The sequence below is a fragment of the Streptomyces sp. SAS_270 genome, assembly GCF_052543295.1.
In genome coordinates, this window is the sequence record NZ_JBMNDS010000028.1 from 1 (window position 1) to 24,022 (window position 24,022).

Sequence of the window (24,022 nt, forward strand, 5' to 3'; positions counted from 1 at the left end):
TCCCCCCCCCCCGCCGTCCGCCTGTTCTGCCCCGCACTCACCCGGCGGGAACGGCCTCCGGCTCCCCGGTGCCCGCCACTGCCTCGGCCGGGACATCACCCGGCGTGTCGACCACGGCCGAGTCGAGGGCCGGCCACCCGCCCTTCGGGGTGAGGGCCACACCACGCCACCAGGGATCGGCGGGAACGTTCTCGGCCGTGGGTTCGAAGGGCTCGCCGGGACGGGGCAGTGCGATGCGCGCCCCGGTCGCCCGTGCGGCCGCGATGGTGCCCTCGCCGGGCTCCGCCCACGGGTGCGTGGCCAGGTTGAAGGTCGCCCAGTGGATCGGCATCATCACGCCGGTGGGCTGCCCGCCCTGGAGGTCCAGGTGAGCACGCATGCCCTCCTCGGGCGTCATGTGGATGTCGGGCCAGAAGTCGCTGTACGCGCCGATCTGGATCATCGTGGCGTCGAACGGGCCGTGCTCCGCGCCGATGTCCTTGAAGCCGTCGAAGTAGCCGGTGTCGCCACTGTGGTAGATCCGGTGCTCGTCACCCGCGACCACCCAGGAGGCCCACAGGGTGTGCTGGGTGTTGCGCAGACCCCGGCCGCAGAAGTGGCGGGCGGCCGTCGCCGTCAGGGAGAGCCCTGCGATCTTCGTCGTCTCGTTCCAGTCCAGCTCGCGCAGGCGGTCCGGCGACACTCCCCAGTGCTCCAGGTGGGCACCGACGCCGAGGGGCACCGCGAACACCGTGTCGGTGTCGGCCAGGGCCTTGATGGTGGGCAGGTCGAGGTGGTCGTAATGGTCGTGGGAGATCACGACGACGTCGACCGGGCCGAGCGCGGCCAGCGGCAGCGGCACCGGGTGCAGCCGCTTGGGTCCGACGAAGTCGAACGGAGAGCAGCGCTCTCCCCAGACCGGGTCGAAGAGCACGCGGTGCCCGTCGATCTCGGCGAGCACGCTGGAGTGCCCCATCCAGGTGACCCGCAGCCCGCTCGGCGCGGGCTTGGCGAGGTCCGCGAACGTCGTCGGGTGGACCGGCACCGTGCCCGACGGGCTGCGGTGGACACGCTCCTCCTTGCGGAAGAACACCTTGGCGAACTCGATCATGGAACCGTCGGGCCGGATCCGGGCGCCCTGCGGGTTGACGAAGACACCGTCCGCGAAATTCGGGGATCTCCGGATGCGCTCCAGGCGCGCACCGCTCGGATCCGCGCCGAAGGCGGCGGGCTGCAGCGCGCGGAGCCCGGAGCTCAGGGTACGGAAACCGGTCACGGCACCTCCTGGTGGAGTCGGTCCGACACATGTCTGGGTCGGACACATTTCATTATGGTCGCCCCCTCCGACAGCGCCGAGTCCAGCGCGTCACAGGGTGATGTCTCCGCGAACGGAGGCACGGCCCATGATCCAGGAACCCGATGTCACATCCGTCGAGGGTCCATGGCCCGTATTCCCCTAACCCCGCACCGGGCGTACTTCTTCCGCATCATGGAGTGGCAATCGAAGCGGACATACGGAAAGGTCCTCGCGACCCACCGCATGCCGCCGGGCGTGCGACCCCGGACCGCTCTCCCCGGGGCACCCCCACTGGCGAGGGCCCCACTTCGTTGACAGCGCCGCACACACCTTCCGATACTGACTGACGGTTCAGTACCGGCACCATGGCACCTCACCTGCCGCTCCGCCCCCACCGAAGCCCTGCCCCCGACCCCCACCCCGATCGCCGCACCTGAGGAGAGCTCGTGACCGCCCCCCTGATGTCCCTCACGTGGACCGACCACGTCACCGGTCGGGAGGGCTTTCTCGTCGTCGACCGGCTCGTACGGGGTGTGTCGAGCGGCGGTCTGCGAATGCGGGACGGCTGCACGCTGGAAGAGGTCACCGGCCTGGCCCGGGGCATGACGATGAAGGAGGCCCTGCACTACAACCCCGAGGGCCGCTACATCCCCCTGGGCGGCGCCAAGGGTGGCATCGACTGCGATCCCCGGGCCCCGGAGGCGTACGGCCTGCTGGTGCGATATCTGCGCGCTGTACGGCCGTACATCGAGACCCTGTGGACCACCGGCGAGGATCTCGGCCTCACCCAGGATCTCGTCGACCGCGCCGCCGAGGAGGCAGGCCTCGTCTCGTCCATCCAGGCGGTGTACCCGCTGCTCGACGACGAGCCGACGGCCCGGCAGCGCCTGACGGACGCGTTCGCCGTCGACGTGGACGGAATCGGGCTCGATGAGCTGGTCGGCGGCTGCGGTGTCGCCGAGTCGGTGCTCGCGGCGCTGGACCGGGCCGGGGTGCCCCACTCCGGGACACGGGTCGCCGTACAGGGCCTGGGCACCATGGGAGGGGCGACGGCACGGTTTCTCGCACGGGCCGGCCTCGCGGTCGTGGCCGTCGCCGACGTCAAAGGCACGATCGCCAACCCCGAGGGCCTCGACATCGAGACGCTGCTCGCCGCGCGGGACGCCTACGGGACGGTCGACCGTTCTGCGCTGCGCCCGGCCGACCGTGAACTGCCCGGCGACGCATGGCTGTTCACCGACGACGCCGAGGTACTGGTGCCCGCTGCAGTCTCGTACGCGATCGACACCGTGAACCAGCGGCGGATCACGGCCCGTTGGATCGTCGAGGCGGCCAACATGCCCGTACTGCCGGAGGCGGAACAGTTGCTGGCAGCGCGCGGAATCACCGTCCTGCCGGACGTCGTGGTCAACTCCGGGACGAACGCCTGGTGGTGGTGGACGCTGTTCGGCGACATCGGTGCGGACGCGGACGAGGCGTTCACGTACACACGCCGCTCGATGCGCGCCCTCGTCGACCAGATGCTGGCCCGCGCGGAAGCCGACGGGACGACGCCGAGGGCCGCCGCGCACGCCATCGTCGCCGACCGGCTGCCGCTGATCGCGGAACGGTTCCGGTGGTACAGGTGACGCGGCGTGGGCGGTCCCGACCGGTAACGGGGGCACCGGATCGGTCATTCCCTGCGGGGAATTGAGGCACGGACCGGGGTGAAGCAGAGTCGACGGCACAAGGAACGCGCAAAGGAACGCGCAAGCAACACGCACGGCACCGCGGACCACAAGAACACCCCGCCGCGCCGTCCGACCGCCGAGGAGCCCGCCCCATGCCTGCCATCGACGCACAGGACCTGATCGAGCGCTACATCGGCGTCTGGAACGAACCCGACCCGGAGATCCGCCGCAAGACCGTCCACGAACTCTGGGCAGCGGACGGCCTGCACGCCCTGCGGCCTCCCCAGGAGATGCACGACACGGCGGTGGGCCTCGGCTTCACCACCGCGGCACTGGAAGCCCGGGGCCACGAAGAGCTGCACGCGCGCGTGACGCGCGCCTACGAGGAGTTCGTCGCCCCGGGGACCTACGTCTTCCGGATCCAGGAGGCCGCCCGACAGGTGCGTGACGTCATCACGTTCCGCTGGGAGTCCTTCCACACGCAGGAGGGACAAGTGACCGGCGGCGGCCTGGAGTTCCTCGTGCTCGACGAGGACGGTCGCATCACCGCGGACTACCAGTTCGTCGACTGACCGCACGCGGGTGCCCCCGGGCGCCCGACCGGCGTCAAGGGGTCGGCAGCGCTGCCCTTGGCAAGGGATTAGGGTTGCCGGGTGGCGAGAGTGCGGTTGAGTGTGGCGGAGCGGCGCGAGGAGTTGCTGCGAGCCGCGATTGGGCAGATCGAGGCGCGGGGCGTGGCGGCGGTGCGAATCGCCGACGTGGCCTCGGCACTCGGGGTCAGCAACGCGCTGGTGCTGTACCACTTCTCCACCAAGGAGAAGCTGGTCGCCGCCGCGTTCACCTACGCCGCCGAGGACGACCTCGCCCGTCTGCGCAAGCTGCTCGGCCGCCGGACGACGGCGCTGCGGCGGCTGCGGGCAGCCGTGCGCTGGTACGCGCCGACCGGGCAGGCCAAGGGGTGGCGGCTGTGGATCGAGGGCTGGGCGGTGGCGCTGCGCGAGCCCGTACTTCGCGACGTCACCCGCGATCTCGACCGGCAGTGGAAGGCCGCGATCGCCGAGGTCATCGAGGAGGGCGTCGCCGCCGGCGAGTTCCCGTGCCCGGATCCCGCCGTGGCGGCGCTGCGGCTCACGGCGCTGCTGGACGGGCTGGCGGTGCAGATGACGGCGTACCCGGGGGCGGTGTCGCGGGCCCGGACCCAGGAGTGGGTCGACGAGGCGCTCGCACGGGAACTGGGGGTCCCCCGCGAGGCGTTGACGGCTACGCCCACGGCAGCGGTGTCCGCGACATCGCGCTGAGGCGCCGTCGCACCCCTGGCCCGCGGACCCCTTGGTTCAGCCCGGCTCGTACGGCGGACACGCGAGCGCCGGGACCGCCGGATGACCTCGGCGCCCCAGCGGTCCCGGAGGCTCAGGCCACCGCCTCGATGCGCATCTTGATGTCGTCCGGCGACAGCGTGCCCTTCGCCGCCACGTGGTCCCCGGAGGACTCGCCGCGCAACCGCCGCCCGATCCACGGGACGAGGTACTCGCGTGCCCAGTGGATGTCGTCGCGCCGGACCTCCAGCGTGCCGCGCGGCGGCAGCGGGGGCCACGGCTGGTCCGGATCGGCGGGCACCTCCAGACCGAGGACCTGGCCGGCGCGGAGCGCGACGCGGGTGTGGCCCTCCGGCGAAAGGTGCAGGCGGTCGCCGTCCCAGGCCCGGCGGTCCTGGACCGTCTTGAGCGACCACAGGTCGAGGACCGGACAGCCGTACCGGTCGGCGATGGCACGTACATGCCCGTTGTACGTGGCGATCTTGCCGCGCAGATGCTTCAGCACCGGGACGGTGCGGGTGTCGAAGCCGGTGGTCACCAGGACGGTGCCGACGGCTGAGGTGAGGTCGGCGATCGCGCGCTCGAAGCGCTCCGCGACCTCGTCGGGGTCGGTGCCGGGACGAATGATGTCGTTGCCGCCCGCACAGAAGGAGACCAGGTCCGGGGAGAGCTCCTTGGCCCGCCCGAGCTGGTCCTCGACGATCTGGTCGAGGAGCTTTCCGCGTACCGCAAGGTTGCTGTAGGTGAAGTCGCCCTCGGGCCGGCGGTCCGCGAGAAGCACCGCGAACCGGTCGGCCCATCCGACGAACGCCCCGTCGGGCCCGGGGTCGCCGACGCCTTCGGTGAAGCTGTCCCCCACCGCCACGTACGACCCGATCACTGATCTGTTGTCATTCTTCGAATCGTCTGCCACGTCGGCCCATGATTCACCTTGAGGTGTGAGCTACGCGACCGTAAGAAGGGGTTGACGCGCGGTGAGATAGGCCACTCGTCAAGTATTGGTCAACTTTGGAATAACGTTCTGATCAGGGGCGTTTGGTAAGCCGCCACACTCGGAAGTCCGTGATCCGGAAATGGCTCCATGTGGTCCGGAACCCGAAGTGCCCGCTCGTGTAAGGCTCTGGGTCGGTGTAGTCGAACACGAGCTGCCCGTTGTCCCACCACTGGACGGCCGAGCCGTCGGAGACGATCCGGACGCGGTTCGGTTCGCCCGCGGTGAGCAGCGGGCGCGTGTAGTCGTAGACCAGCGGGCGGACACCTGCCTCACCCACGTACCGGCGCAGTCGGGTCGTGGTGTTGGTGTTGGCGCCGTAGCCGACGTAGTACGTCTTGAGGTAGTCGTACTCCGCGAGCGCGCCGCCGCGCGCGGTGGCGAAGAGGTCGTCCGGGGAGCGGACGTCGACGGCGTTCCAGAAGTTGTTGAGGTCGGAGACCCGGTCGTTGACGCCGCCCGCGGAGACCGGCGTGGCGGTGTACTCGATGACGTACGGGCCTTCCAGCCGCTGTTTGAACCAGACCGTCGCGCCGGCTGGCACATCGACCTCCAGGGTTCCCCGGGAGGCGGCGACCGTGCCGCCCTTCTCCAGCTCCACGGCCCACTGGCCCAGGCCGTGGCAGAAGTCGTCGTGGGCGATCAGCCGTCCACGGCGATGGCGGGACGCGGTGCTCGCGGCGGCGGCCGTCACCGGGGCGAGCGCCGCCAGGGCCGCGCCGGCGGCCAGTGCTCCGAATGCTCTACGCGTGGTCGTCATGGGAAACAGCTCCTTCAGCAGGGATACGGGGTGTGGTGATCGCCGGCTTCGGCACGCGCCGGGTCTCGGTGCCGAGGTAGAAGTCCGTGTACGTCGACTGGAGATAGCCGCGCACGGTCCAGCCGAGCCGGTACTCGGGGTTCTGGGCGAGTGTGTGGATGCGCGTCGACGTCGGCTCGGTGCTGGTGTAGAGGCGCAGCGCGCTGTGGTCGTCGGTCTCGGCGAGGATCTCCTCGCGCCAGTCGCCGAGGAGGTCGCCGTAGAAGGGGGTGGCGTTGCGGGCGCCGGAGACGACGCCGGACGGGTCGAAGACCCTCTCCACGACACGACGCGCGGGCTGCTGCTGCCGGGTGGCCTGCGCGGGGGCGGCGACCAGCCCGGCCAGCAGGGCCGCGGCGGCTACGGCGCCGAGTCTTCGGGGTCTCACGGTTCAGTGCTCCTTGTCGAGAGCGAGCGCGGAGAGGATGACGGCTGAGAGGCGGTCGGCCACCTTGCTGTGGCCCTGGGTGTTGGGGTGGACGGTGCCGTTGAAGTCGCCGTCCTCAAGGGACAGCCACCCCGTGGTGTCGACAAACTCCACGCACTGGTCGGCGAGTTGGTCCACGACGGCCGCGATGTCCTCGGCGTGCGTGCCGTTGAAGGGGCGCAGGGCGAGGATGCGGGCGTGCGGGGCGGCGGCCCTCAGCTCTTCGAGGTAGGACCGGTAGGCCGACCGGAAGTCGCCTGCTGTGGACGCCGCATCGTTCGTGCCCTGGTTGACCACGATCACGTCGGCTCGGCGATCCGAATCCGCCCTGGACTCGGCGTAGTTCCAACCGTAGGCGTCCCCGGCGGCGGGCACTCCCCCGTTTCCGGTCTGGATCACGCCCTGTCTGCCGAAGCCGACCTGGGTGAGGGAGGCGCCCAGCCGGTCCGCGACCAGGGTGGGGTAGGCGGCCGTGCCGTCGGCGCAGTCGGAGGTGTTGACCTCGCACAGCGCCATGACTCCCTGGGTGATGGAGTCGCCGTAGAACGCCAACCGCCTTGTGGGCGGCCGGTGTTGGGGAAGCAGACGCGCGCCCTTGTCGAGTCGCAGCCCGGTGAGCACGACGCCCGTCTCCAGGGGAGGGGTCCAGCGGTTGGCGCGCGAGAACACGTCCTTGACGGAGATCTCGACGGTGTGCGGTCCCCGGCCGGGCGCGTCGATGTCGAGGTCGTCCCGGTCGACGGCGTACAGCCTCTTCGGTCCGCCGTCGACCGACACATAGATCTGCGCGGGTACGGTGATCGACCCGACATCGAAGAGGGCGTGCACCTCGCCGCCGGTGAAGCGGAAGTGCAGCCGTGCGCCGGAGTTGACAGTCGTCGCGGCCTCCGGCGTACGCCTCCAGTGACCTTCGTAGGACAGGCGCCTGTCGTCGGGGCGTGCGACGTTCGCGTGGTCGGACGCGAAGACGGGAGGGGCGCTCGCCAGGGCCAGGAGCGCGGCCACGGCGGTGATCAGCCGGCGTTTCATGACGGGATCCGGTCTCCGATCAGCGCGAGGTTCTGGATCGCCGCGAGTGCCCACTGGGCGGAGGAGTTGGTGGAGATCCAGGGGATCTCCTCCGTGGTGCGCAGCACGGCCGGGGTCTTGATCCTGACGCGCGACCAGTCGTTGGACGGGAAGTAGGTGTCGCTGCCCGTGTAGAACTCGTTCCAGGCGCGCTTGGCGAGGGTCGGGTCGTCCTTGCGGTGGGCCGCGTAGGCGGTGATCCGGGAGTGCGCGGCGGGCAGTGCGGACTTCCAGGTGGAGCCGGTCAGCGCCGTCTTCTCGGCGTTCGAGCCGTTGTAGTACTGCGCGTACTTCAGCCAGGCGTCGGCGAATTCGGGCTCGGCGTCCGCGAGCAGCGAGACGATCTCACTGTTGGTCTCGACGAGGCCGAAGACCGCGGACAGGTGCGAGACGCTGACGCTCTTGTCCGTGGTGACCGTGAACTTCCCGGTGTCGGCGTCGAGGAGGCCCGTCCCGGTGAAGAAGCCGTTCGGCTGTGCGGCGATCGTGCGCAGTGAATTGACCAGCTTGGCCCGGGACTTCTCCGCGTGCGGGCCGCGGCGCTCCCACTCCGTGAGCCAGGCCGCCGACAAGCCGCCCCAGTCGGTGCCGAATCCGACGGACAGGGCATGCCGGTCGCCGGGGGTGTAGCCGTCCGTGCGGACCTTGCGCTGCGGGTCGACCTCCAGGAACGTCAGTTCCACGTCGACGAGTTCGCTCAGCAGGTCGCCGGTGCGCTCGTCGCCCGTGAGGAAGTAGTAGAAGCGGCGGTTGGCCGCGGTGGAGATGCGGACCTGTTTGGCGCTGTCCGCGGAGTGCTGCACGCCGTGCCGGGTGCCGAGGCCCGCCCACTTGCCGAGGTGGTAGACATCGACCTCACCGGTGTGCCGGGTCATCGCCTCCGCGAAGCGGAAGACCTCCGCCGATCCGGTGCGCAGGAAGTGGTACCAGAGCCAGAGGTCGGTGCCCAGTTCGGAGTTGTCCCAGGCGAAGCCGCCGACGTCGTAGCGCCAGACGTGCCGGTCGTTGTCGTAGGTGTGCTGGACGTCGCCGTAGTCGAGGAAGCCGTACCAGCGGCGTTCCTCACGCTGGTCGCGGTAGTAGGCGAAGAGGTCGTCGAGGTGGTCCTCGATGACCTTGCGAGGTGCGATCGAGCGGTCGACCGGCGCCCAGTCGCCGAAGATCCGGGCGGAGTGCAGGCGTTCGGGGCTCGCGGTCAGCAGCGGCGGGGTCGCGACGGCGGCGGCCTGGGCGGCCAGGTCGGCGGCGCCCGGCGTCTTTTCGAGGGCCCAGAACGTCAACTCGCTGGTGCGGGCGATGCCGTAGGGCGTGCCGAAGCCCGGCTCGTAGTCCTCGTAGGTGATCTCCAGGCCCTCGGACTGCTTCTCGTACGTGTCCTGGCCCAGGCCGTCGTGGTAGAAGCGCAGGTCGAGCGGGGGCGCTTCCGGCGAGTAGAGCCAGAGGGTGACCTCGGCGGCGTCCGAGGCGGCGCCGCGGATGTCGAGCTGTGTGGGGTGGCGCTGCCAGAAGTCACGCAGGCCGAAGGAGAGTCCGCCGCTCGCGCCACCGACGTAGCCGAAGCCACCGGCCCGGCGTCCGGCCGCGGCCTGGATCCAGCCGTGCCCGGCCTTGGTGCGCTTGCGGATCGCATAGCCGTCGGCCGTGGGCTGGGTGAGCGTGAAGTCGCCCCACTGCGGGATGTAGGCGAGGCGGCTCGACACGCGGGTGTCCCAGGTCGAGGTGTCGGGCAGCTTCTCGCCCGCGATCTGCGCGGTCCGCGCAGCCTCTCCGGGGTCACGGCGCAGCCCGGTGATGCCCTGGACGGCCTCGCTGAAGAGCCCGCCCGCCGAGTCGGCGAGGCGCACATGGCGGTCGTACGCGGCATCGCTCAGCGGCACCGTGAAGCGGACGCCGAGCCCGCGCAGGAAGTCCCCGTCGTCCTTGCCGGGCTCCTGCTTGCCGTCCCAGACGAAGGTGTGCACCAGCCGGAACGACTCGGCCCCGGCGTGGAAGGAGAAGCGCAGCACGAAGGGCAGCCAGCCGCGGTTGCCGTGCCGGTGGCGGCCTTCGACGCGTACGACGGCGCGGACCGGCCCGTCCTGTTCGACCTCGGTCTTCTCGATGCGCCCGGTGAAGTCCTCGGTCGCGACGCCGTCACGGAGCGAGCCCTGGCGCAGGGCGACCAGCCGTCCGTCGCGGGCGATCTCCGCCGAGCCGCGCCGGACGCTGCGGACGACGGTGTCGGAGCCCTTTGCGCCGAACACGGCCGTGATGACACCGGTCGACACCTCGATACGGTCGCCGGTCCGCGTGACGGTGACCTTCCGGGCGGGGAGGGCGGGGGCGCCCGCGGCCAGCCGGTACGTGTCGGCCTTGGCGGCGCCGGGCGCGATCGCGTGGGCGGTCCACTTCACCGAGCCGTCGGGCCAGTGGCCGGTGACCCAGCTCTGCACGGGGACGTCGTCGCCGGAGGCGGTGCTGAGCCGGAACGTCCGGTCGGGCTGATGGGTGCCGCGGGCCCAGGGCACACCCCAGGTGGTCCCGGCGTGGGCGGCGGGCGCGGAGCCCTCCAGCCAGTGCAGTTCGGTGTCACCGCCCGCATCGTCGGCGGCGGAGGCGCTGCGGGACAGGGCCCAGGAGAACGGGGCGGTGGCGGCCGCGGTTGCGGCGCCCTTGATGACAGTGCGTCGCTGGACGCCGGGCACGGGGACCTCCGTAAGCATAGAAAGCGCTTGCGGAGATCACTGTGGCGTCACTGTCGCACGCCTGTCGATACCTCGTGCGGTCGTGCCACAAGACCGCAATGTGGCGATCATGAACCGCACATGGAGCCGCGCACACCGAAGGCCGGGCCCCGGGGATCGTGGGGTCCGGCCTTCGGAGGCGAGGAGCAGGCGGGCGTCAGCCGACGGCCACGCCGTGCGAGCGCAGATACGCCACGGGGTCCACGTCCGAGCCGTAGTTCGGCGTGGTGCGGATCTCGAAGTGCAGGTGCGGCCCGGTGACGTTGCCGGTCGCGCCCGAGAGGCCGAGCTGCTGGCCCTCGGTCACGGTCTGGCCCGCCGAGACGGAGAGCTGCGACATGTGGGCGTACTGGCTGTACTGGCCGTCGGCGTGCTGGATGACGACCTCGTTGCCGTATGCGCCGTCGTAGGCGGCCGAGACGACGGTGCCCGCGGCGATGGCCTTGATGGTGGTACCGGTCGGGACCACGAAGTCCACACCCGTGTGGTAGCCGCTGGACCACATGCTGCCGGCGACCTTGTAGCCGGTGCCGACGGTGGCGCCGGAGACGGGCAGGCCGTAGCCGGAGCTGCTGGCCGTGTCGGCGGACTGAGTCGTCTTGGACTCGGTCGTCGGCGCGGCCTTCGACTCGGTCGTCTGCGTGCTCTTGCCGGACGACTGGGTTGCCGCGGTCGCGGCCTTCTTGCCGATCGTCAGCTTCAGGCCCGGGTGGATCAGCGAGGGGTCGCTGCCGACAGCCGCGCGGTTGTCGGAGTAGAGCTTCTTCCAGCCGCCGGTGACGTTCTGGTCGTCGGCGATCTTCGAGAGGTAGTCACCGGCCCGCACCGCGTAGGTCCTCGTGCCCGACTTCTGGGCGGCGGCCGGAGCGGCGGTGATGGTCTTCTCCGAGACGTTCTGCGCGACGTTCTCGGCGGTCTTCTCGGGAACCGTCGAAACAGCGGCGGCGGGGGTGGCGGCGTGCGCACCCGTGGCCCCCATCAGCGGCAGCGCGAGCGCGGCGCCACCGGTTCCGGCGACTGCGATGGAGCGGGTGAAACGCTGGGACTTGGGACGGCGATGCTTACCCTTCGCGGGCATGGCGTTTTCCTCTCCGGCGCCTGCGAGGTGAGCTGTCGGGTGCGGACTGGAGATGCCCGGCCGCGCTCTCGCGCGGCTTTACCCCTAGCCGTTCCGGAGACCGGAACAGGCGTTCTACCTGTGGGTCCCCCGCTCCTGCCGTGACGGGTGAGTGTGCGGATTCCGGGCGGCGGCAGGATTGGGCGTCCGTCCGGATTGGTGGCGAACGTAAGCGAAACGAGCGCAGCGGGACAAGCATTGCGATTCCTGTGAACACCGCTTTCTTGATCCTTGTGGACAAACCCGGTGACGCTGCGTGGATAAGGATCTCCGGCATTCTTTGAATCCACTGAAAACAAAGGGAAATTACGTGAGCATGACCACGACTCACCGTTACCACTATGACGCTGCTCACGCCACGCAAGCCCAGGTAGCCCTATTCCAGGGCTAGTTGTAACGAAGGCTCTAATTCGGACAGAACAGTCACTTGCGACGCAGTCGAATAACCGTCGCATCAAGGTCACCGCGCAGCTTTGTGCGCAGCCCGTGATGAAGCAGCACCGCACCACGGTGCACTTCGCCGGTTTCGCGGCATTCGTACGCGTCTTCAGGGCCAAGTCCGCGCAGTCTCAGCGGGGCGACGGGCTCACCGTGACGCTGAGCCTGGAGCCAGGCGAGGACGACGACCTCGTCACCGTGGACGTACTGCACCGCGCTGAGCCCGCCCTCCGGGGGCCGCAACCGGTAGAGGTCCCCACGCTGCACGACGGGCCGGATCTCCTTGTAGAGCTCCACCCACTGCCGCGCCTCGTCGAGCTCCTCCTCGCTCCACTCGGTCAGATCGCCGCCGACACCCAGTACCCCGGCCATGGCGCTCACGAACCGGAAGCGCAGAGTGCTGACACGCCCGTTGAGCTGGGTGTTCGGGCTGTCCGTGACCCAGGCGGCCATGACCCGGGAGGGGTGGATCTGACTGAAGCCGTGCTGGATGGCGAGCCGGTCGAGCGGGTCGGTGTTGTCCGAGGTCCACACCTGGTCCGTGCGGGCCATGATGCCGAGGTCGATCCGGCCGCCGCCGCCCGAGCAGGACTCGAAGGCGACCCCGGGGTGGGCGGCCCGCAGCCGGTCCAGCAGGGCGTACAGGGCCTGCACGTGGTCGACCCACAGCCGCTGCGGGTAGGGGTCGCCGGGCCAGCCGGCATCCGTGAAGCAGCGGTTGAAGTCCCACTTCACGTAGTCGATCGGGGCGCTGGAGAGCATGCTGTGGAGCTGCTCCCACAGGTACTCCTGGACGTCCGGGCGCGCGAGGTTCAGTACGAGCTGATTGCGGTACTCAGTCCTGTTTCGTCCGGGCTGGAACTGCACCCAGTCAGGGTGCTGCCGGTAGAGCTCGCTGTCCGGATTGACCATCTCCGGCTCGACCCAGATCCCGAACTGCATGCCGAGCGCGTGCACGTAGTCGCCGAGCGGCTTGAGGCCGCCCGGGAAGCGGTCCGGGTTGGGCGTCCAGTCACCGAGCCCGGCCCGGTCGCTGGTGCGCGCCCCGAACCAGCCGTCGTCGACCACGAACAGCTCGACACCGATCGCCGCGGCCCGCCGTGCGAGCGTGCCCTGCTGCTCCTCGGAGATGTCGAACTCCGTGGCCTCCCAGGAGTTGAAGAGCACCGGCCGGTCCCGGTCCGCGTCCGGGATGACGTACGCACGCTGGTACGCGTGCCAGGCCCGGCTCGCCCCGCCGAAGCCGCCGTCGCTCCACAGCCCCGCGAAGACCGGCGTCGTGAACGATTCCCCGGACTCCAGGCGCAGCAGGCCCGAGTCGTCGTATCCGGCGCCACCGGTGATCTGCACGCGCCCGTCCGGGAGTTGGGCCACCGAGATCCGCCACGAGCCGGACCAGGCGAGCGCGCAGCCATACACCTCGCCGCGTTCCTCGGTCGCCTCGTCGTCGAGCGCGACCCAGGGCAGGTGCTGATGCCCGGTGTGCCCGCGGCGGCTGCCGATGACCTTCTCACCGTAGGTGAGGGGGGAGCGTACGAGCCGGGACTCGGCCGCCCACCGTCCGTGCAGCTGGGACAGCCGCCGGCCGTCGCGCTCGGGCAGCGTCCAGGTCGCGGAGTCGGCGCGCAGCAGCTCCACGGCCGGGCCCTCGTTCTCGAGGGTCACCCAGCGCTCCACGACGTCACCGCGGGTGCGGTAGTGCAGCGTGATGCCGAGGCCGGAGTCGGAGAAGCGCAACCGCAGTTCGTCACCGTCCGCCTCGTGCGCCTCGAACCGCCACTCGGTGCCGCGCCGCTCGGCCGTACGCACGGACAGCGCGGGGCGTACGAAGCGGGGGCCGCCCTCGACGGGATACTCCTCATGGCCGTCGAGCTGTGACTCGAAGGGCCAGTACTGCGGCGCGGGCAGCGCGGCCAGTGCCTCGGCGTCGGCGAGGGTGATCCGCGGGCCCCAGTGCAGGTGCAGCAGCTCGTCCTGCTCGGTGAGCCGCAGTGCGTAACTGCTGGTCGGCCCGGAAAGCAGCCAGATGCGGCCGTTGCCGCCGATCTCCATCATCAAGCCCCCACAGATACGAACAGGTGCGATCAAGCACCAACATCATCCGGCGCAGTCGGCCCCGCGGGCAACGCCCTGTGGACAACTCATTGCCCCAGGAACCCATGTCGTATCGTCGAGAGCGCACCGTCGGCCACCACCGAAGCCGCGTCGACGGGGCGCAGTGGGAGGAGCCCCCGTGACGCAGCAGGTCCCGTCGACCGAGCCCGAACTGGCCGCAGTGCGCAACTTCCGGGACGTGGGCGGCCTGCCCACCGTGGACGGCCGGAGGGTGCGGCACGGGGTGCTGTTCCGCAGCGGTCACCTCGCGCACGCGACCGAGGACGACGCCGCGTTCCTCGCTTCGCTGGGCCTGCACACGATCTTCGACTTCCGCAATGCCTCGGACCAGAAGCTGGAGGGTCCGGACGTCGAGCTGCCGGGCGTGCGGAACGTGAACCTTCCGCTCAGCGATCCGGCCGACGGCGCCGAGTTCTGGAGGATGGTCCGCGACGGCGACATCGACCAGCTGCGGGAGCTCCTCTCGGACGGCAAGGCGGCGAACCGGATGATCGGGTCGTACCGCAAGATAGTCAGGGATCGCACCGCCGAGCACTCCCAGGTGCTGCGCGCACTGGCCGAGGACAGCGCGCCCGCCCTGATGCACTGCGCGGCGGGCAAGGACCGCGCGGGCCTGTCCATAGCCGTGACGCTCCTCGCCCTCGGCGTCGAGCGCGACGCGATCGTGGCGGACTACCTGGAGTCGAACGCGGCCCACCGTCGCTACAAGGTCCACCGCAGCAGCACGTCCGCCTCCGCGTACTCACCGGAGGTCATGGAACTGCTCGCCCCGCTGTTCGACGCCCGCGCCGAGTACCTCACGGCGGCCTTCGAGACGATCGAGGAGACCTGGGGTGATGTCGACACCTACCTGGAGAAGGGGCTGGGCATCACGCCGGAGCTGCGCGAGCGGCTGCGCGAGCGCCTGCTGGACTGACGGCCGCCGGGGTGGCGGCGCCGCTCACTGGTTGTGCGCGCCCAGGGTGAACAGCAGATAGATGAAGGCCGCGAAGAGGTGGCCCACGGCGACGTAGATGATGAGTCGCACCCACAGGGCGCGGGGGAACTTCTCTTCCATGTCTCTCATGACGTCTCTCCCGTCAGGGGGCCGAGGCACAGCGCGGCGCTGGGGCTCTGCAGCAGGGTGTGTACGAAGAGCAGCTCGGCCCCCTCGCGGCCGTCGGCGGCGAGGCGGTGCGGGGTGAGCGAGTCGAAGTGCGCGCTGTCGCCCGGCGCGAGCACATGCGCGGCGTCGCCGAGGCGCAGCCGCAGCCGCCCCTTGAGGACGTACAGCCACTCCTCACCGGGGTGGACGCGCACGATGTCGCCCTGCGCCCCGTAGGGCACATGCACGCGCAGAGCCTGCATTCCGCGCCCCGCGGCGCCGGCCGGCCAGTACGTCCAGCCACCGGCCCGGGTCGGCTCCATGTCGGCGGCGCGCACGACCGCGTCCCGCTCGGCGACGGTCTCGCCGAGCAGCTCCGAGACGGTCGTATCGTAGATACGGGCGAGCGCGAGCAGCATCGGCAGCGAGGGCTGGCGCTGCCCGGTCTCCAGGCGGGAGAGGTGCGCGGGCGAGAGTCCGGCGGCGCGGGCCGCGGCCTCCAGGGTCAGCGAGGCACGGCGGCGCAGCGCACGCAGCTGGGGTGCGACGGCGGGCAGCACGGCGGACGGCTCTTCTTCGGCCGTCCCCGGTTCGGCAGGGGTCCTGCCCTCAGCAGGGGGCAGATCCTCGGTGGGGCTCATACCTCGATTCAGCCAGAGGCTTGCCTCTGCGGCAAATTTCTTGCCTCAGAGGCAAAATCCTCCCGTAGGCCCACTCACCCGCGCCTACCGGCCGCTCAGCGGTTCGCCACTGCCTGCTTCACCAGGGTCTTCCCGAAGTCCCACATCAGACCGCCACCACTGTGCGCGTCGTCCATCACCGCGGTGAACGCCTCGACGAACCGGTCCACATCGCCCTCGTCGACGACCAGCGGCGGAATCAGCTTGATCACTTCCAGGTGGTCGCCGGAGACCTGGGTGAGGATGCGATGCCGCTGGAGCAGCGGGACGACCACCATCTGCGCGAACAGCCCCTTGCGCGCGGCCTGCAGCATCGTCCAACGGCTGCGCAGCTTCAGCGACTTGGGCCGCCCGAACTCGATGCCGATCATCAGGCCCCGGCCGCGGACGTCGCTCAGCAGCTCGTACTTGTCCACGAGCGCCGCGAGCCGTGTCTTCAGCTGCTCCCCGGTCGCACGGACCTGCGCGACGATCTGCTCGTTCTCCATGACCGACAGCACGGCGAGGCCCGCCGCCATGGCCTGGGCGTTCGAGCCGAAGCTCGCCGAGTGGACGAGGACACGGTCCATCGACGAGTAGACCTTCTTGAAGATCCAGTCCCTGCCGAGGGTCGCGCCGACGGGCACATAGCCGCCGGAGAGCGCCTTGGCCACGCACACCAGGTCCGGCTCCACGCCCTCCTCGTGCTGGTAGGCGTAGAAGTCCCCGGTGCGGCCGAGCCCGGTCTGCACCTCGTCCGCGATGAGCAGCGCCTTGTGCTTGTGCAGCAACTCCTGGGCAGCGCGCAGATATCCGGGCGGCGTCTCGTGCACGCCCTTGCCCTGGATCGGCTCGACGATGAGCGCGGCGACGTCGCCCTTCTTCAACTCCCGTGCCAGTGCGTCGAGATCGCCGAGCGGGACGGCCGTGTCGGGCAGCAGCGGGGCGAAGCCGTCGCGGAAGCCGTCCTCGCCGTTGACGGAGAGCGAGCCGGTGGTGAGCCCGTGGAAGGCGTGCGCGCAGTACAGGATGCGCGGCTTGCCGGTGGCGTACCTGGCGAACTTCAGCGCGGTCTCGACGGCCTCCGTACCGCTGTTGCCGAAGAACACCCGGTCCAGGTGCGGGCTGTGGGTCAGCAGCCGCTCCGCGAGGAGGCCGGGCAGGGGCTGGCAGTCGAAGCGGGTGAGGTCGGCGAGCGAGGCGTCGAGGACGTCGTGCAGCGCCTTGCGGACGACGGGGTGATGGCGGCCCAGGCCCATCACCCCGAACCCGGCGAGCATGTCCAGGTAGTCGTTGCCGTCCGCGTCCCAGAAGTGCGCGCCCTCGGCCCGCTCGTAGACCTTGTCGAAGCCGATGGTGTGCAGCATGCGCGGGAGCTGGTGGTTCAGGTGCTTGGTGTGCAGCTCGTAGCGCTCGGCTCCGCGTTCGGCGAGGAGCGCGCCGAGGTCGAACTCCCCCTTCTGAGCAGGGTCGGTCATTCCTTCTTCTCCTTGGACAGCTCTTCCTTGACGGCCAGCCCGGCGCTGATCCGCCCCGCGATCTCGACGGGCGTGAGCCCTATGTCGGCCAGCACCTCGCCCCGCTTGGCGTGCGCGAGGAACTGCTCCGGAATGCCGAACCGCCGTACGGGAACGTCGACTTCGGCGTCTCCCAGTGCCAGCGCGACGGCTGCGCCGACTCCGGACGCCCGGCTGTTGTCCTCGACGACCGCGATCATGCGGTGCTCGGCGGCCAGTCCCGGCAGCGAGGGGTCGACCGGTTTCACCCAGCGCGGGTCCACGACCGTGCAGCCGATGCCGCGGGCTTCGAGCAGCTCGGCGGCCTGGAGGCAGACCGGCGCCATGACGCCGACGGCGACGAGCAGCACCTCGGGGCGCTCCCCGCGGTGCAGCACGTCCACCCCGCCCACGTGGTCGATCGCCTCGATCGAGGGTCCCACCGACTCCTTGGGGAAGCGGATGAGCGTCGGCGCGTCGTCGACGGCGACCGCTTCGCGCAGCTGGGCCCGGAGCTGGTCGGCGTCGCGCGGCGCGGCAATCCTGAGGCCCGGCACGACCTGGAGGATCGACATGTCCCACATGCCGTTGTGCGAGGCTCCGTCGACGCCGGTGACGCCGGCCCGGTCCAGCACGAAGGTCACGCCGCAGCGGTGCAGCGCGACGTCCATCAGGAGCTGGTCGAAGGCGCGGTTGAGGAAGGTCGCGTAGACGGCGACGACGGGATGCAGTCCGCCGGTGGCGAGGCCTGCCGCCGAGACCGTGGCATGCTGCTCGGCGATGCCGACGTCCCACACCCGGTCGGGGAACTTCTCGGCGAACTTGCCGAGCCCCACGGGGTGCAGCATGGCCGCCGTGATCGCCACGACGTCCTCGCGTTCCGCTCCGATCGAGACGATCTCGTCGCCGAACACCGAGGTCCAGGAAGGTCCGTTGGAGGGCGCGAGGGGCTCGCAGGTGAGCGGGTCCATCACGCCGACCGTGTGGAAGTGGTCCTCCTCGTGCGCGAGGGCGGGCTCGTAGCCGCGGCCCTTCTCCGTCAGACAGTGGATGAGCACGGGCCCGTGGAAGCGTTTCGCGCGCCGCAGCGCCGACTCCACGGCCCCCACGTCGTGCCCGTCGATCGGCCCGACGTACTTGAGCCCCAGGTCCTCGAACATGCCCTGCGGCGCGAACGCGTCCTTGAACCCCTTCTTCGCGCCGTGCAGCGACTCGTAGACGGTGTTCCCGACGACCGGCGTGCGCAGCAGTACGTCCTTGCCCCAGGCGAGGACCTTCTCGTAGCTGTCGGTCGTGCGCAGCGTGGCGAGGTGGTTGGCGAGGCCGCCGATGGTGGGCGAGTACGAGCGTTCGTTGTCGTTGACCACGATGATCAGCGGGCGGTCCTTCGCGGCGGCGATGTTGTTCAGCGCCTCCCACGCCATGCCGCCGGTGAGCGCGCCGTCGCCGATGACGGCGACGACATGCCCCTTCTCGCCCTGCACCTGCCGGGCCTTGGCGAGTCCGTCCGCCCAGCCGAGCGCCGTGGAGGCGTGGCTGTTCTCGATGACGTCGTGCTCGGACTCGTCGCGCGACGGGTAGCCGGACAGGCCGCCCTTTCCGCGCAGCTTGGAGAAGTCCTGACGTCCTGTCAGCAGCTTGTGCACATAGCTCTGGTGGCCGGTGTCCCACAGGATGCGGTCGACGGGTGACTCGAAGGCCCGGTGGAGCGCGATGGAGAGTTCCACCACCCCCAGATTGGGCCCGAGGTGACCGCCTGTCCTGGCGACCGCGTGCACCAGGAACTCCCGGATCTCCTCGGCCAGTTCACGTATCTCCGCCTCGGACAGCGCCTTCAGGTCGCGTGGTCCCCGGATGCTCTCCAAAATCGTCACGCTCGGGCCCCCTCTCGGTCCGTGCCTACTTCAACTCACAGTCACTGCGGGTGTCCCCGTGACGGTCGGAGCGCCGGACTCGGCGCCGTCCTTCCCCATCTGCTCGGCGATCTTCATCGCCTCGTCGATGAGGGTCTCCACGATCTTCGACTCGGGGACGGTCTTGATGACCTCGCCCTTGACGAAGATCTGGCCCTTGCCGTTGCCGGAGGCGACACCGAGGTCGGCCTCGCGCGCCTCGCCGGGACCGTTGACGACGCAGCCCATGACCGCGACGCGCAACGGCACCTCCATTCCCTCCAGGCCGGCCGTGACCTCGTCGGCCAGCTTGTACACGTCGACCTGGGCGCGCCCGCAGGAGGGACACGACACGATCTCCAGGCGCCGCTGCCTGAGCCCGAGGGACTCCAGGATCTGGATGCCGACCTTGCACTCCTCGGCGGGCGGGGCCGACAGGGACACCCGGATGGTGTCCCCGATGCCCTCGCTGAGCAGCGCGCCGAAGGCGACCGCCGACTTGATGGTGCCCTGGAAGGCGGGGCCGGCCTCGGTGACGCCGAGGTGCAGCGGGTAGTCGCACTGGGCGGCCAGTTGCCGGTAGGCGTTGACCATGACCACCGGGTCGTTGTGCTTCACCGAGATCTTGATGTCCCGAAACCCGTGCTCCTCGAAGAGCGAGGCCTCCCACAGCGCCGACTCGACCAGCGCCTCCGGCGTGGCCTTGCCGTACTTCTGCAGCAGCCGCCGGTCGAGCGAGCCCGCGTTGACGCCGATCCGGATCGGGGTGCCCGCGTCCTTGGCGGCGCGCGCGATCTCCTTCACCTTGTCGTCGAACTGCTTGATGTTGCCCGGGTTCACCCGCACCGCCGCGCAGCCCGCGTCGATCGCGGCGAACACGTACTTCGGCTGGAAATGGATGTCCGCGATCACCGGGATCTGCGACTTGCGGGCGATGGTCGCGAGGGCGTCGGCGTCGTCCTGCGTGGGACAGGCGACGCGGACGATCTGGCAGCCGGACGCGGTGAGTTCCGCGATCTGCTGCAGGGTGGCGCCGATGTCCGACGTACGCGTCGTCGTCATCGACTGCACCGAGACGGGTGCCCCGCCCCCGACCGCCACCGGCCCGACCTGGATCTGCCGCGAGAGGCGGCGCTCCGCGATCGGTCGGACCGGCACCTCGGGGACGCCCAAGGAAACGGCGGTCATGACCTCAGCCCTTGCTTTCCGTGAAGGTCTCGCGGGCGGCGCGCAGCGACTCCTTGAGGGAGCCCATGGTCGCGAGGACGGCGGTCGGCTCGTAGCCGCAGTGCGCCATGCAGTTGGCACACCGGTCGTCCTTGCCGCGGCCGTAGGAGTCCCAGTCGGTCTCCTCCAGGAGCTGCTTGTACGTCTGCACGTACCCGTCGCTCATCAGATAGCAGGGCTTCTGCCAGCCGAAGAGCGAATAGCTCGGGATCGCCCACGCGGTGCACGGGAAGTCGACCTTGCCCTCCAGGAAGTCCAGGAAGAGCGGGCTCTGGTTGAGCCGCCAGCGGCGCCTGTTGCCGCCCGCGAAGGCCTTCTTGAACAGCTCCCGGGTCTGCTGGACGCCGAGGAAGTGATCCTGGTCGGGAGCCTTCTCGTAGGCGTAGGCGGGCGAGAGCATCATCTCGTCCACCTTCAGGTCGTCATTGAGGAAGTTGAGGACCTCGATGATGGTCTGCGGGGTGTCGGTGTTGAAGAACGTCGAGTTGGTGGTGACCCGGAAGCCGCGCCGCTTGGCCTCCTTGATGGCCTCGACCGCCTCGTCGAAGACGCCTTCCTTGGCCACGGACTCGTCGTGCCGCTCGCGCAGCCCGTCGATGTGCACGGCCCACGCGAAGTACGGCGAGGGCTTGAACTTGTCCATCTTCTTGCGCAGCAACATGGCGTTGGTGCAGAGGAAGACGAACTTCTTCTTCGCCACCAACTGGCGCACGATCTCGTCGATCTGAGGGTGCATCAGCGGCTCACCGCCGGCGATGGACACCATCGGCGCACCGGACTCCAGCACCGCGCCCACGGCCTGCGCCACGGGCATGCGCTGCTTCAGCACCCCCGCCGGGTGCTGGATCTTGCCGCAGCCCTCGCACGCGAGGTTGCACGCGAAGAGCGGTTCCAACTCGACCAGCAGCGCGAACTTGTCCCGCTTCCTGAGCTTCTGTTCAAACAGGTATGCAGCGACCTTCATGGTCTGCCGAAGGGGCATGGCCATATGGCTCACCTCCGAGGGAGCAGCAAAGAACGGTGCCATTCAAAAAAAGCGGGAAGGACGGCACGAAGGACACGGAAAGCTGATATTCCACCGCGCACCGTCCCGATTCGGACGAGTTCATGTTCTGGAGCGTCCACGACCACCCGTACGGCCGCAACCGGGCGCACGCCCGTGCGCACGGCGCTGTGGAGCGTGGACGCCGATTCCATGTCGACCGCGATTGCGCCGGTCGCGAGCAGATCCGCCCGTTCGTGACCGCGGACGACGTGATCGGAGCCGGTGAGCGGCCCCGTGTGGACGGTGCGCCCCGGCATGGCACGCACGAGTTCCTTGACGAGCAGGTCGGTGCCCACGCAGGCGGTGGTGGAGCGCGGGTCCCTGGTCTCCTCGGCGACCACCAGGTCACCGGGGTGCATGCCGGGTGCGAGCCCCGCGCAGAAGCCCGTGGCCAGGACCGCCGCATCGCGCAGCGCCGGGTCGGCGAGCAGGCGGGTGACGGACCGCTCGGCGGCCTTGGGCCCCATGCCGGTGCGCAGCACGGTGACCGGCCCGTCGGCGCCGCTCCGGTCGCCGCTGCGCAGCGCGAGGTGCTCGATGCCGAGCGCACAGGCGATCACGAGCGGAGTCGGCGCGGGTTGCCTTTCCATCAGACCCCCTTGACCTGGACGACCGGTTCGCCGTTGACGTAGCGACCGAGCGCGGTGAGCGGGAAGACCTGACGGTAGAGGTTGTAGTTGATCGAGAAGTCCCACGGGAACCCGGTCCCGGTGAAGTACGGCTCGTCCCAGGAGCCGTCCGCCAACTGGGTCTCCGCGAGCCAGGCGACCCCGCGCTCGACGGCCTTGGAGTCGGTCTCCCCGGCGGCGAGCAGCGCCATCAGCGCCCACCCCGTCTGGGAGGCCGTGGAGGCGCCGCGTCCGCTCCACTCGGCCACGTCGTGGTAGGAGCGCAGATCCTCCCCCCAGCCGCCGTCCTCGTTCTGCACGGTCTCCAGCCAGGTCACCGCCCGGCGGATCGCGGGGTGCGAGCCGGGGAATCCGGCGGCGACGAGGGCCGGGACAACCGACCCCGTTCCGTAGACGTAGTTGACGCCCCAGCGGCCGAACCAGGAGCCGTTCGCCTCCTGTTCGGCGAGCAGCCACTCGATACCGCGCCGGGTGCGCGGATCGTGGGCGAGGCCTTCGAAGGCGAGCATCTCGACGACGTGCGCGGTGACGTCCGCGGACGGCGGGTCGATGACCTCGCCGAAGTCGCAGAACGGCAGCCGGTTGGGGAACGGGCTGGTGTTGTCGACGTCGAAGGCGCCCCACGCACCGTTCTTCGACTGCATCCCGAGGTTCCAGCGGACCCCGCGCCCGATGGCCTTCTCGACGCGCTCCGGGTCATGGTGCCTGACCCGGCGCAACGCGAGCACCACCTCGGCGGTGTCGTCGATGTCGGGGTAGTTGTCGTTGTGGAACTCGAACGCCCAGCCGCCTGGCGGAAGTTGGGGCCGCTTGACGGACCAGTCGCCGGGCCGGACGATCTCCTCTCCGAGCATCCAGTCCGCGGCCTTCACCAGCGCCGGATGGTCGGCGGGCAGCCCCGCGTCGGCGAGCGCGATGGTGGCGAGGCAGGTGTCCCACACCGGGGACTGACAGGCCTCGATCATCCGCGCCCCGTCCTCGCGCCACACCGTGAAGCGGTCCAGGGACTCCAACCCGGCCCGCATCACCGGGTGTTCGAGGTCGTAGCCCAGCAGGTGCAGCGCGATGACCGAGTACACGGCGGGCGGCTGGATGCCACCCCAGCAGCCGTCGTTCTCCTGCCGCTCGATGATCCAGCGCGCCGCGGTGTTCATGGCGGCCTTGCGCAGCCGGCGCGGTGCGACCTTGCGATAGGTGTGCAGCACCTTGTCCAGGCGCTGGAAGACACCGTCCCAACTCGCCACCGGAGCAAGGGGCTTGACCGGGTTGGGATCGGCGGCGTCGCTGTGCAGCTCGTCCAGCGGGAACGGGGCGGGCCGCACCGGGCGCTTGGCGGAGACGACCGTCAGCGGCACGATGGTCTGCCGCGCCCAGCACCCGAAGTCGTAGATGTTCAGCGGCACCCACTTGGGGAAGTAGATGAGCTCCGGCGGGAGTTCGGGTAGGTCGTCCCACTTCCACCAGCCGAACAGGGCGAGCCAGATCCGGGTGAAGACGCGGGCCGCGGCGATGCCGCCCCGCTCACGGATCCACCCGGACGCCCGCGCCATGTGCGGCTCGTCCGGGCTGTCCCCGGCCAGCCGCAGGGCGACGTACGCCTCGATGGTGGTGGAGAGTTCGCCCGGGCCGCCGTAGAACGTCGCCCAGGCGCCGTCGTCCCGCTGCTCGCCGCGGATGAACAGCCCGGCGGCCCGCGTGGTCGCCTCGTCCTGGATGCCCAGGAACTGACGGAGCAGCAGATCCTCGGCGTCCATCGTGACGTTGGTCTCGAGGTCGCCCTTCCACCAGCCCTCGGCGTCCTGCCGGGTGAGCAGGAAGTCGGTGGCACGCTGCATCGCAAGCGCGGCGGCGTCTCGGGTCTCGACTGTCCCGGCCGCCTCGGGAGTCGTCTGTTTGCGGGTGTCGCTGGCCGAGGCAGCGCGGGGCGGCAGGGCCCCGGTGCTTCCGTCGGTCGTCGCTGTCATGGCTTCCCCTTCGTGCAGTGGTTCTTCTGCTGGGTCCGCCGTCGGCCGGTGCTCGTGCGCTGCCGGGCACCGGCCGGCGACTAAGC

The 24,022-nt window shown here is 70.1% G+C and carries 20 protein-coding genes and 1 riboswitch; of the genes, 4 read left to right on the forward strand and 16 right to left on the reverse strand.

Annotated features, from left to right (window positions below; translation table 11 throughout):
* Positions 1-37: 37 nt before the first annotated feature.
* Positions 38-1,255: an MBL fold metallo-hydrolase gene (locus tag ACN6LB_RS20105; RefSeq protein WP_445027130.1), complete on the reverse strand. Its 1,218-nt coding sequence runs from the start codon at positions 1,253-1,255 to the stop codon at positions 38-40.
* 467 nt (positions 1,256-1,722) lie between these two features.
* Here ACN6LB_RS20105 and ACN6LB_RS20110 point away from each other — a divergent pair, with 467 nt between their 5' ends.
* From ACN6LB_RS20110 to ACN6LB_RS20120, 3 genes are all read left to right on the forward strand, one after another.
* Positions 1,723-2,904: a glutamate dehydrogenase gene (locus ACN6LB_RS20110; protein WP_356134409.1), complete on the forward strand. Its 1,182-nt coding sequence runs from the start codon at positions 1,723-1,725 to the stop codon at positions 2,902-2,904.
* A 194-nt stretch (positions 2,905-3,098) separates the two neighbouring features.
* Positions 3,099-3,518 carry a hypothetical protein gene (locus tag ACN6LB_RS20115; protein ID WP_356134407.1) on the forward strand — a complete coding sequence of 140 codons (420 nt, stop codon included), beginning with the start codon at positions 3,099-3,101 and terminating at the stop codon, positions 3,516-3,518.
* An 81-nt stretch (positions 3,519-3,599) separates the two neighbouring features.
* Positions 3,600-4,244 carry a TetR/AcrR family transcriptional regulator gene (locus tag ACN6LB_RS20120; RefSeq protein WP_445027131.1) on the forward strand — a complete coding sequence of 215 codons (645 nt, stop codon included), beginning with the start codon at positions 3,600-3,602 and terminating at the stop codon, positions 4,242-4,244.
* A 112-nt stretch (positions 4,245-4,356) separates the two neighbouring features.
* Here the strand turns inward: ACN6LB_RS20120 and ACN6LB_RS20125 are convergent, their stop codons facing one another.
* The 7 genes from ACN6LB_RS20125 to ACN6LB_RS20155 form a co-directional block, all read right to left on the reverse strand.
* Entirely contained in the window at positions 4,357-5,142 is a 786-nt protein-coding gene (locus tag ACN6LB_RS20125; protein ID WP_445027202.1) for an SGNH/GDSL hydrolase family protein, read from the reverse strand.
* A 145-nt stretch (positions 5,143-5,287) separates the two neighbouring features.
* Entirely contained in the window at positions 5,288-6,013 is a 726-nt protein-coding gene (locus tag ACN6LB_RS20130) for a DUF6250 domain-containing protein (RefSeq protein ID WP_445027132.1), read from the reverse strand.
* The gene (locus ACN6LB_RS20135; protein WP_445027133.1) at positions 5,997-6,440 is read right to left on the reverse strand and encodes a rhamnogalacturonan lyase family protein; all 444 of its coding nucleotides are present in this window, start codon (positions 6,438-6,440) and stop codon (positions 5,997-5,999) included. The genes ACN6LB_RS20130 and ACN6LB_RS20135 overlap by 17 nt, the downstream gene beginning before the upstream one ends.
* A gap of 3 nt (positions 6,441-6,443) precedes the next feature.
* Positions 6,444-7,508 (reverse strand): GDSL-type esterase/lipase family protein, encoded by a 1,065-nt coding sequence (locus ACN6LB_RS20140; RefSeq protein WP_445027134.1) that lies wholly within the window; start codon positions 7,506-7,508, stop codon positions 6,444-6,446.
* The gene (locus ACN6LB_RS20145; protein WP_445027135.1) at positions 7,505-10,231 is read right to left on the reverse strand and encodes an exo-rhamnogalacturonan lyase family protein; all 2,727 of its coding nucleotides are present in this window, start codon (positions 10,229-10,231) and stop codon (positions 7,505-7,507) included. The genes ACN6LB_RS20140 and ACN6LB_RS20145 overlap by 4 nt, the downstream gene beginning before the upstream one ends.
* A gap of 196 nt (positions 10,232-10,427) precedes the next feature.
* A complete protein-coding gene (locus ACN6LB_RS20150) occupies positions 10,428-11,348 on the reverse strand; it encodes a M23 family metallopeptidase (protein ID WP_445027136.1) in 921 nt (306 codons plus the stop codon).
* A 2-nt stretch (positions 11,349-11,350) separates the two neighbouring features.
* A riboswitch (cyclic di-AMP (ydaO/yuaA leader) is annotated at positions 11,351-11,508 on the reverse strand.
* Between the two features lie 302 nt (positions 11,509-11,810).
* A complete protein-coding gene (locus ACN6LB_RS20155; protein ID WP_445027137.1) occupies positions 11,811-13,880 on the reverse strand; it encodes an alpha-galactosidase in 2,070 nt (689 codons plus the stop codon).
* Between the two features lie 178 nt (positions 13,881-14,058).
* Between ACN6LB_RS20155 and ACN6LB_RS20160 the strand changes: the two genes are divergently transcribed.
* On the forward strand, positions 14,059-14,856 hold the full coding sequence (locus tag ACN6LB_RS20160) for a tyrosine-protein phosphatase (RefSeq protein WP_356134391.1): 798 nt from the start codon (positions 14,059-14,061) through the stop codon (positions 14,854-14,856).
* Positions 14,857-14,880: 24 nt separating this feature from the next.
* Here ACN6LB_RS20160 and ACN6LB_RS20165 read toward each other — a convergent pair whose 3' ends face one another.
* From ACN6LB_RS20165 to shc, 8 genes are all read right to left on the reverse strand, one after another.
* Complete coding sequence (locus tag ACN6LB_RS20165) at positions 14,881-15,006, reverse strand: DUF6126 family protein (RefSeq protein ID WP_356134389.1); 126 nt, start codon at positions 15,004-15,006, stop codon at positions 14,881-14,883.
* The gene (locus ACN6LB_RS20170; RefSeq protein ID WP_445027138.1) at positions 15,003-15,665 is read right to left on the reverse strand and encodes a helix-turn-helix domain-containing protein; all 663 of its coding nucleotides are present in this window, start codon (positions 15,663-15,665) and stop codon (positions 15,003-15,005) included. Before ACN6LB_RS20170 ends, ACN6LB_RS20165 begins: the two co-directional genes overlap by 4 nt.
* Before the next feature lie 95 nt (positions 15,666-15,760).
* Positions 15,761-17,161 carry an aspartate aminotransferase family protein gene (locus ACN6LB_RS20175; RefSeq protein WP_445027139.1) on the reverse strand — a complete coding sequence of 467 codons (1,401 nt, stop codon included), beginning with the start codon at positions 17,159-17,161 and terminating at the stop codon, positions 15,761-15,763.
* The gene (gene dxs, locus ACN6LB_RS20180; RefSeq protein WP_356134383.1) at positions 17,158-19,053 is read right to left on the reverse strand and encodes a 1-deoxy-D-xylulose-5-phosphate synthase; all 1,896 of its coding nucleotides are present in this window, start codon (positions 19,051-19,053) and stop codon (positions 17,158-17,160) included. The genes ACN6LB_RS20175 and dxs overlap by 4 nt, the downstream gene beginning before the upstream one ends.
* A 30-nt stretch (positions 19,054-19,083) precedes the next feature.
* Positions 19,084-20,259, reverse strand: a complete 1,176-nt coding sequence (ispG, locus tag ACN6LB_RS20185) for a flavodoxin-dependent (E)-4-hydroxy-3-methylbut-2-enyl-diphosphate synthase (RefSeq protein ID WP_356134381.1) — start codon at positions 20,257-20,259, stop codon at positions 19,084-19,086.
* Between the two features lie 4 nt (positions 20,260-20,263).
* Positions 20,264-21,286, reverse strand: a complete 1,023-nt coding sequence (hpnH, locus tag ACN6LB_RS20190; RefSeq protein WP_356134379.1) for an adenosyl-hopene transferase HpnH — start codon at positions 21,284-21,286, stop codon at positions 20,264-20,266.
* Between the two features lie 5 nt (positions 21,287-21,291).
* Positions 21,292-21,933: a phosphorylase family protein gene (locus tag ACN6LB_RS20195; protein ID WP_356134377.1), complete on the reverse strand. Its 642-nt coding sequence runs from the start codon at positions 21,931-21,933 to the stop codon at positions 21,292-21,294.
* The gene (gene shc / locus ACN6LB_RS20200; protein WP_445027140.1) at positions 21,933-23,936 is read right to left on the reverse strand and encodes a squalene--hopene cyclase; all 2,004 of its coding nucleotides are present in this window, start codon (positions 23,934-23,936) and stop codon (positions 21,933-21,935) included. Before shc ends, ACN6LB_RS20195 begins: the two co-directional genes overlap by 1 nt.
* Positions 23,937-24,022 lie beyond the last annotated feature (86 nt).

Excerpts from the sequence above, each read along its gene's own strand:
- ACN6LB_RS20155 (WP_445027137.1), bottom strand. The coding sequence starts at position 13,880 with ATGATGGAGATCGGCGGCAACGGCCGCATCTGGCTGCTTTCCGGGCCG.
- ACN6LB_RS20150 (WP_445027136.1), bottom strand. The coding sequence starts at position 11,348 with ATGCCCGCGAAGGGTAAGCATCGCCGTCCCAAGTCCCAGCGTTTCACC.
- ACN6LB_RS20195 (WP_356134377.1), bottom strand. The coding sequence starts at position 21,933 with ATGGAAAGGCAACCCGCGCCGACTCCGCTCGTGATCGCCTGTGCGCTC.
- ACN6LB_RS20130 (WP_445027132.1), bottom strand. The coding sequence starts at position 6,013 with ATGACGACCACGCGTAGAGCATTCGGAGCACTGGCCGCCGGCGCGGCC.
- ACN6LB_RS20170 (WP_445027138.1), bottom strand. The coding sequence starts at position 15,665 with ATGAGCCCCACCGAGGATCTGCCCCCTGCTGAGGGCAGGACCCCTGCC.
- ACN6LB_RS20175 (WP_445027139.1), bottom strand. The coding sequence starts at position 17,161 with ATGACCGACCCTGCTCAGAAGGGGGAGTTCGACCTCGGCGCGCTCCTC.
- hpnH (WP_356134379.1), bottom strand. The coding sequence starts at position 21,286 with ATGGCCATGCCCCTTCGGCAGACCATGAAGGTCGCTGCATACCTGTTT.
- ACN6LB_RS20115 (WP_356134407.1), top strand. The coding sequence starts at position 3,099 with ATGCCTGCCATCGACGCACAGGACCTGATCGAGCGCTACATCGGCGTC.
- ACN6LB_RS20165 (WP_356134389.1), bottom strand. The coding sequence starts at position 15,006 with ATGAGAGACATGGAAGAGAAGTTCCCCCGCGCCCTGTGGGTGCGACTC.
- ispG (WP_356134381.1), bottom strand. The coding sequence starts at position 20,259 with ATGACCGCCGTTTCCTTGGGCGTCCCCGAGGTGCCGGTCCGACCGATC.
- shc (WP_445027140.1), bottom strand. The coding sequence starts at position 23,936 with ATGACAGCGACGACCGACGGAAGCACCGGGGCCCTGCCGCCCCGCGCT.
- ACN6LB_RS20140 (WP_445027134.1), bottom strand. The coding sequence starts at position 7,508 with ATGAAACGCCGGCTGATCACCGCCGTGGCCGCGCTCCTGGCCCTGGCG.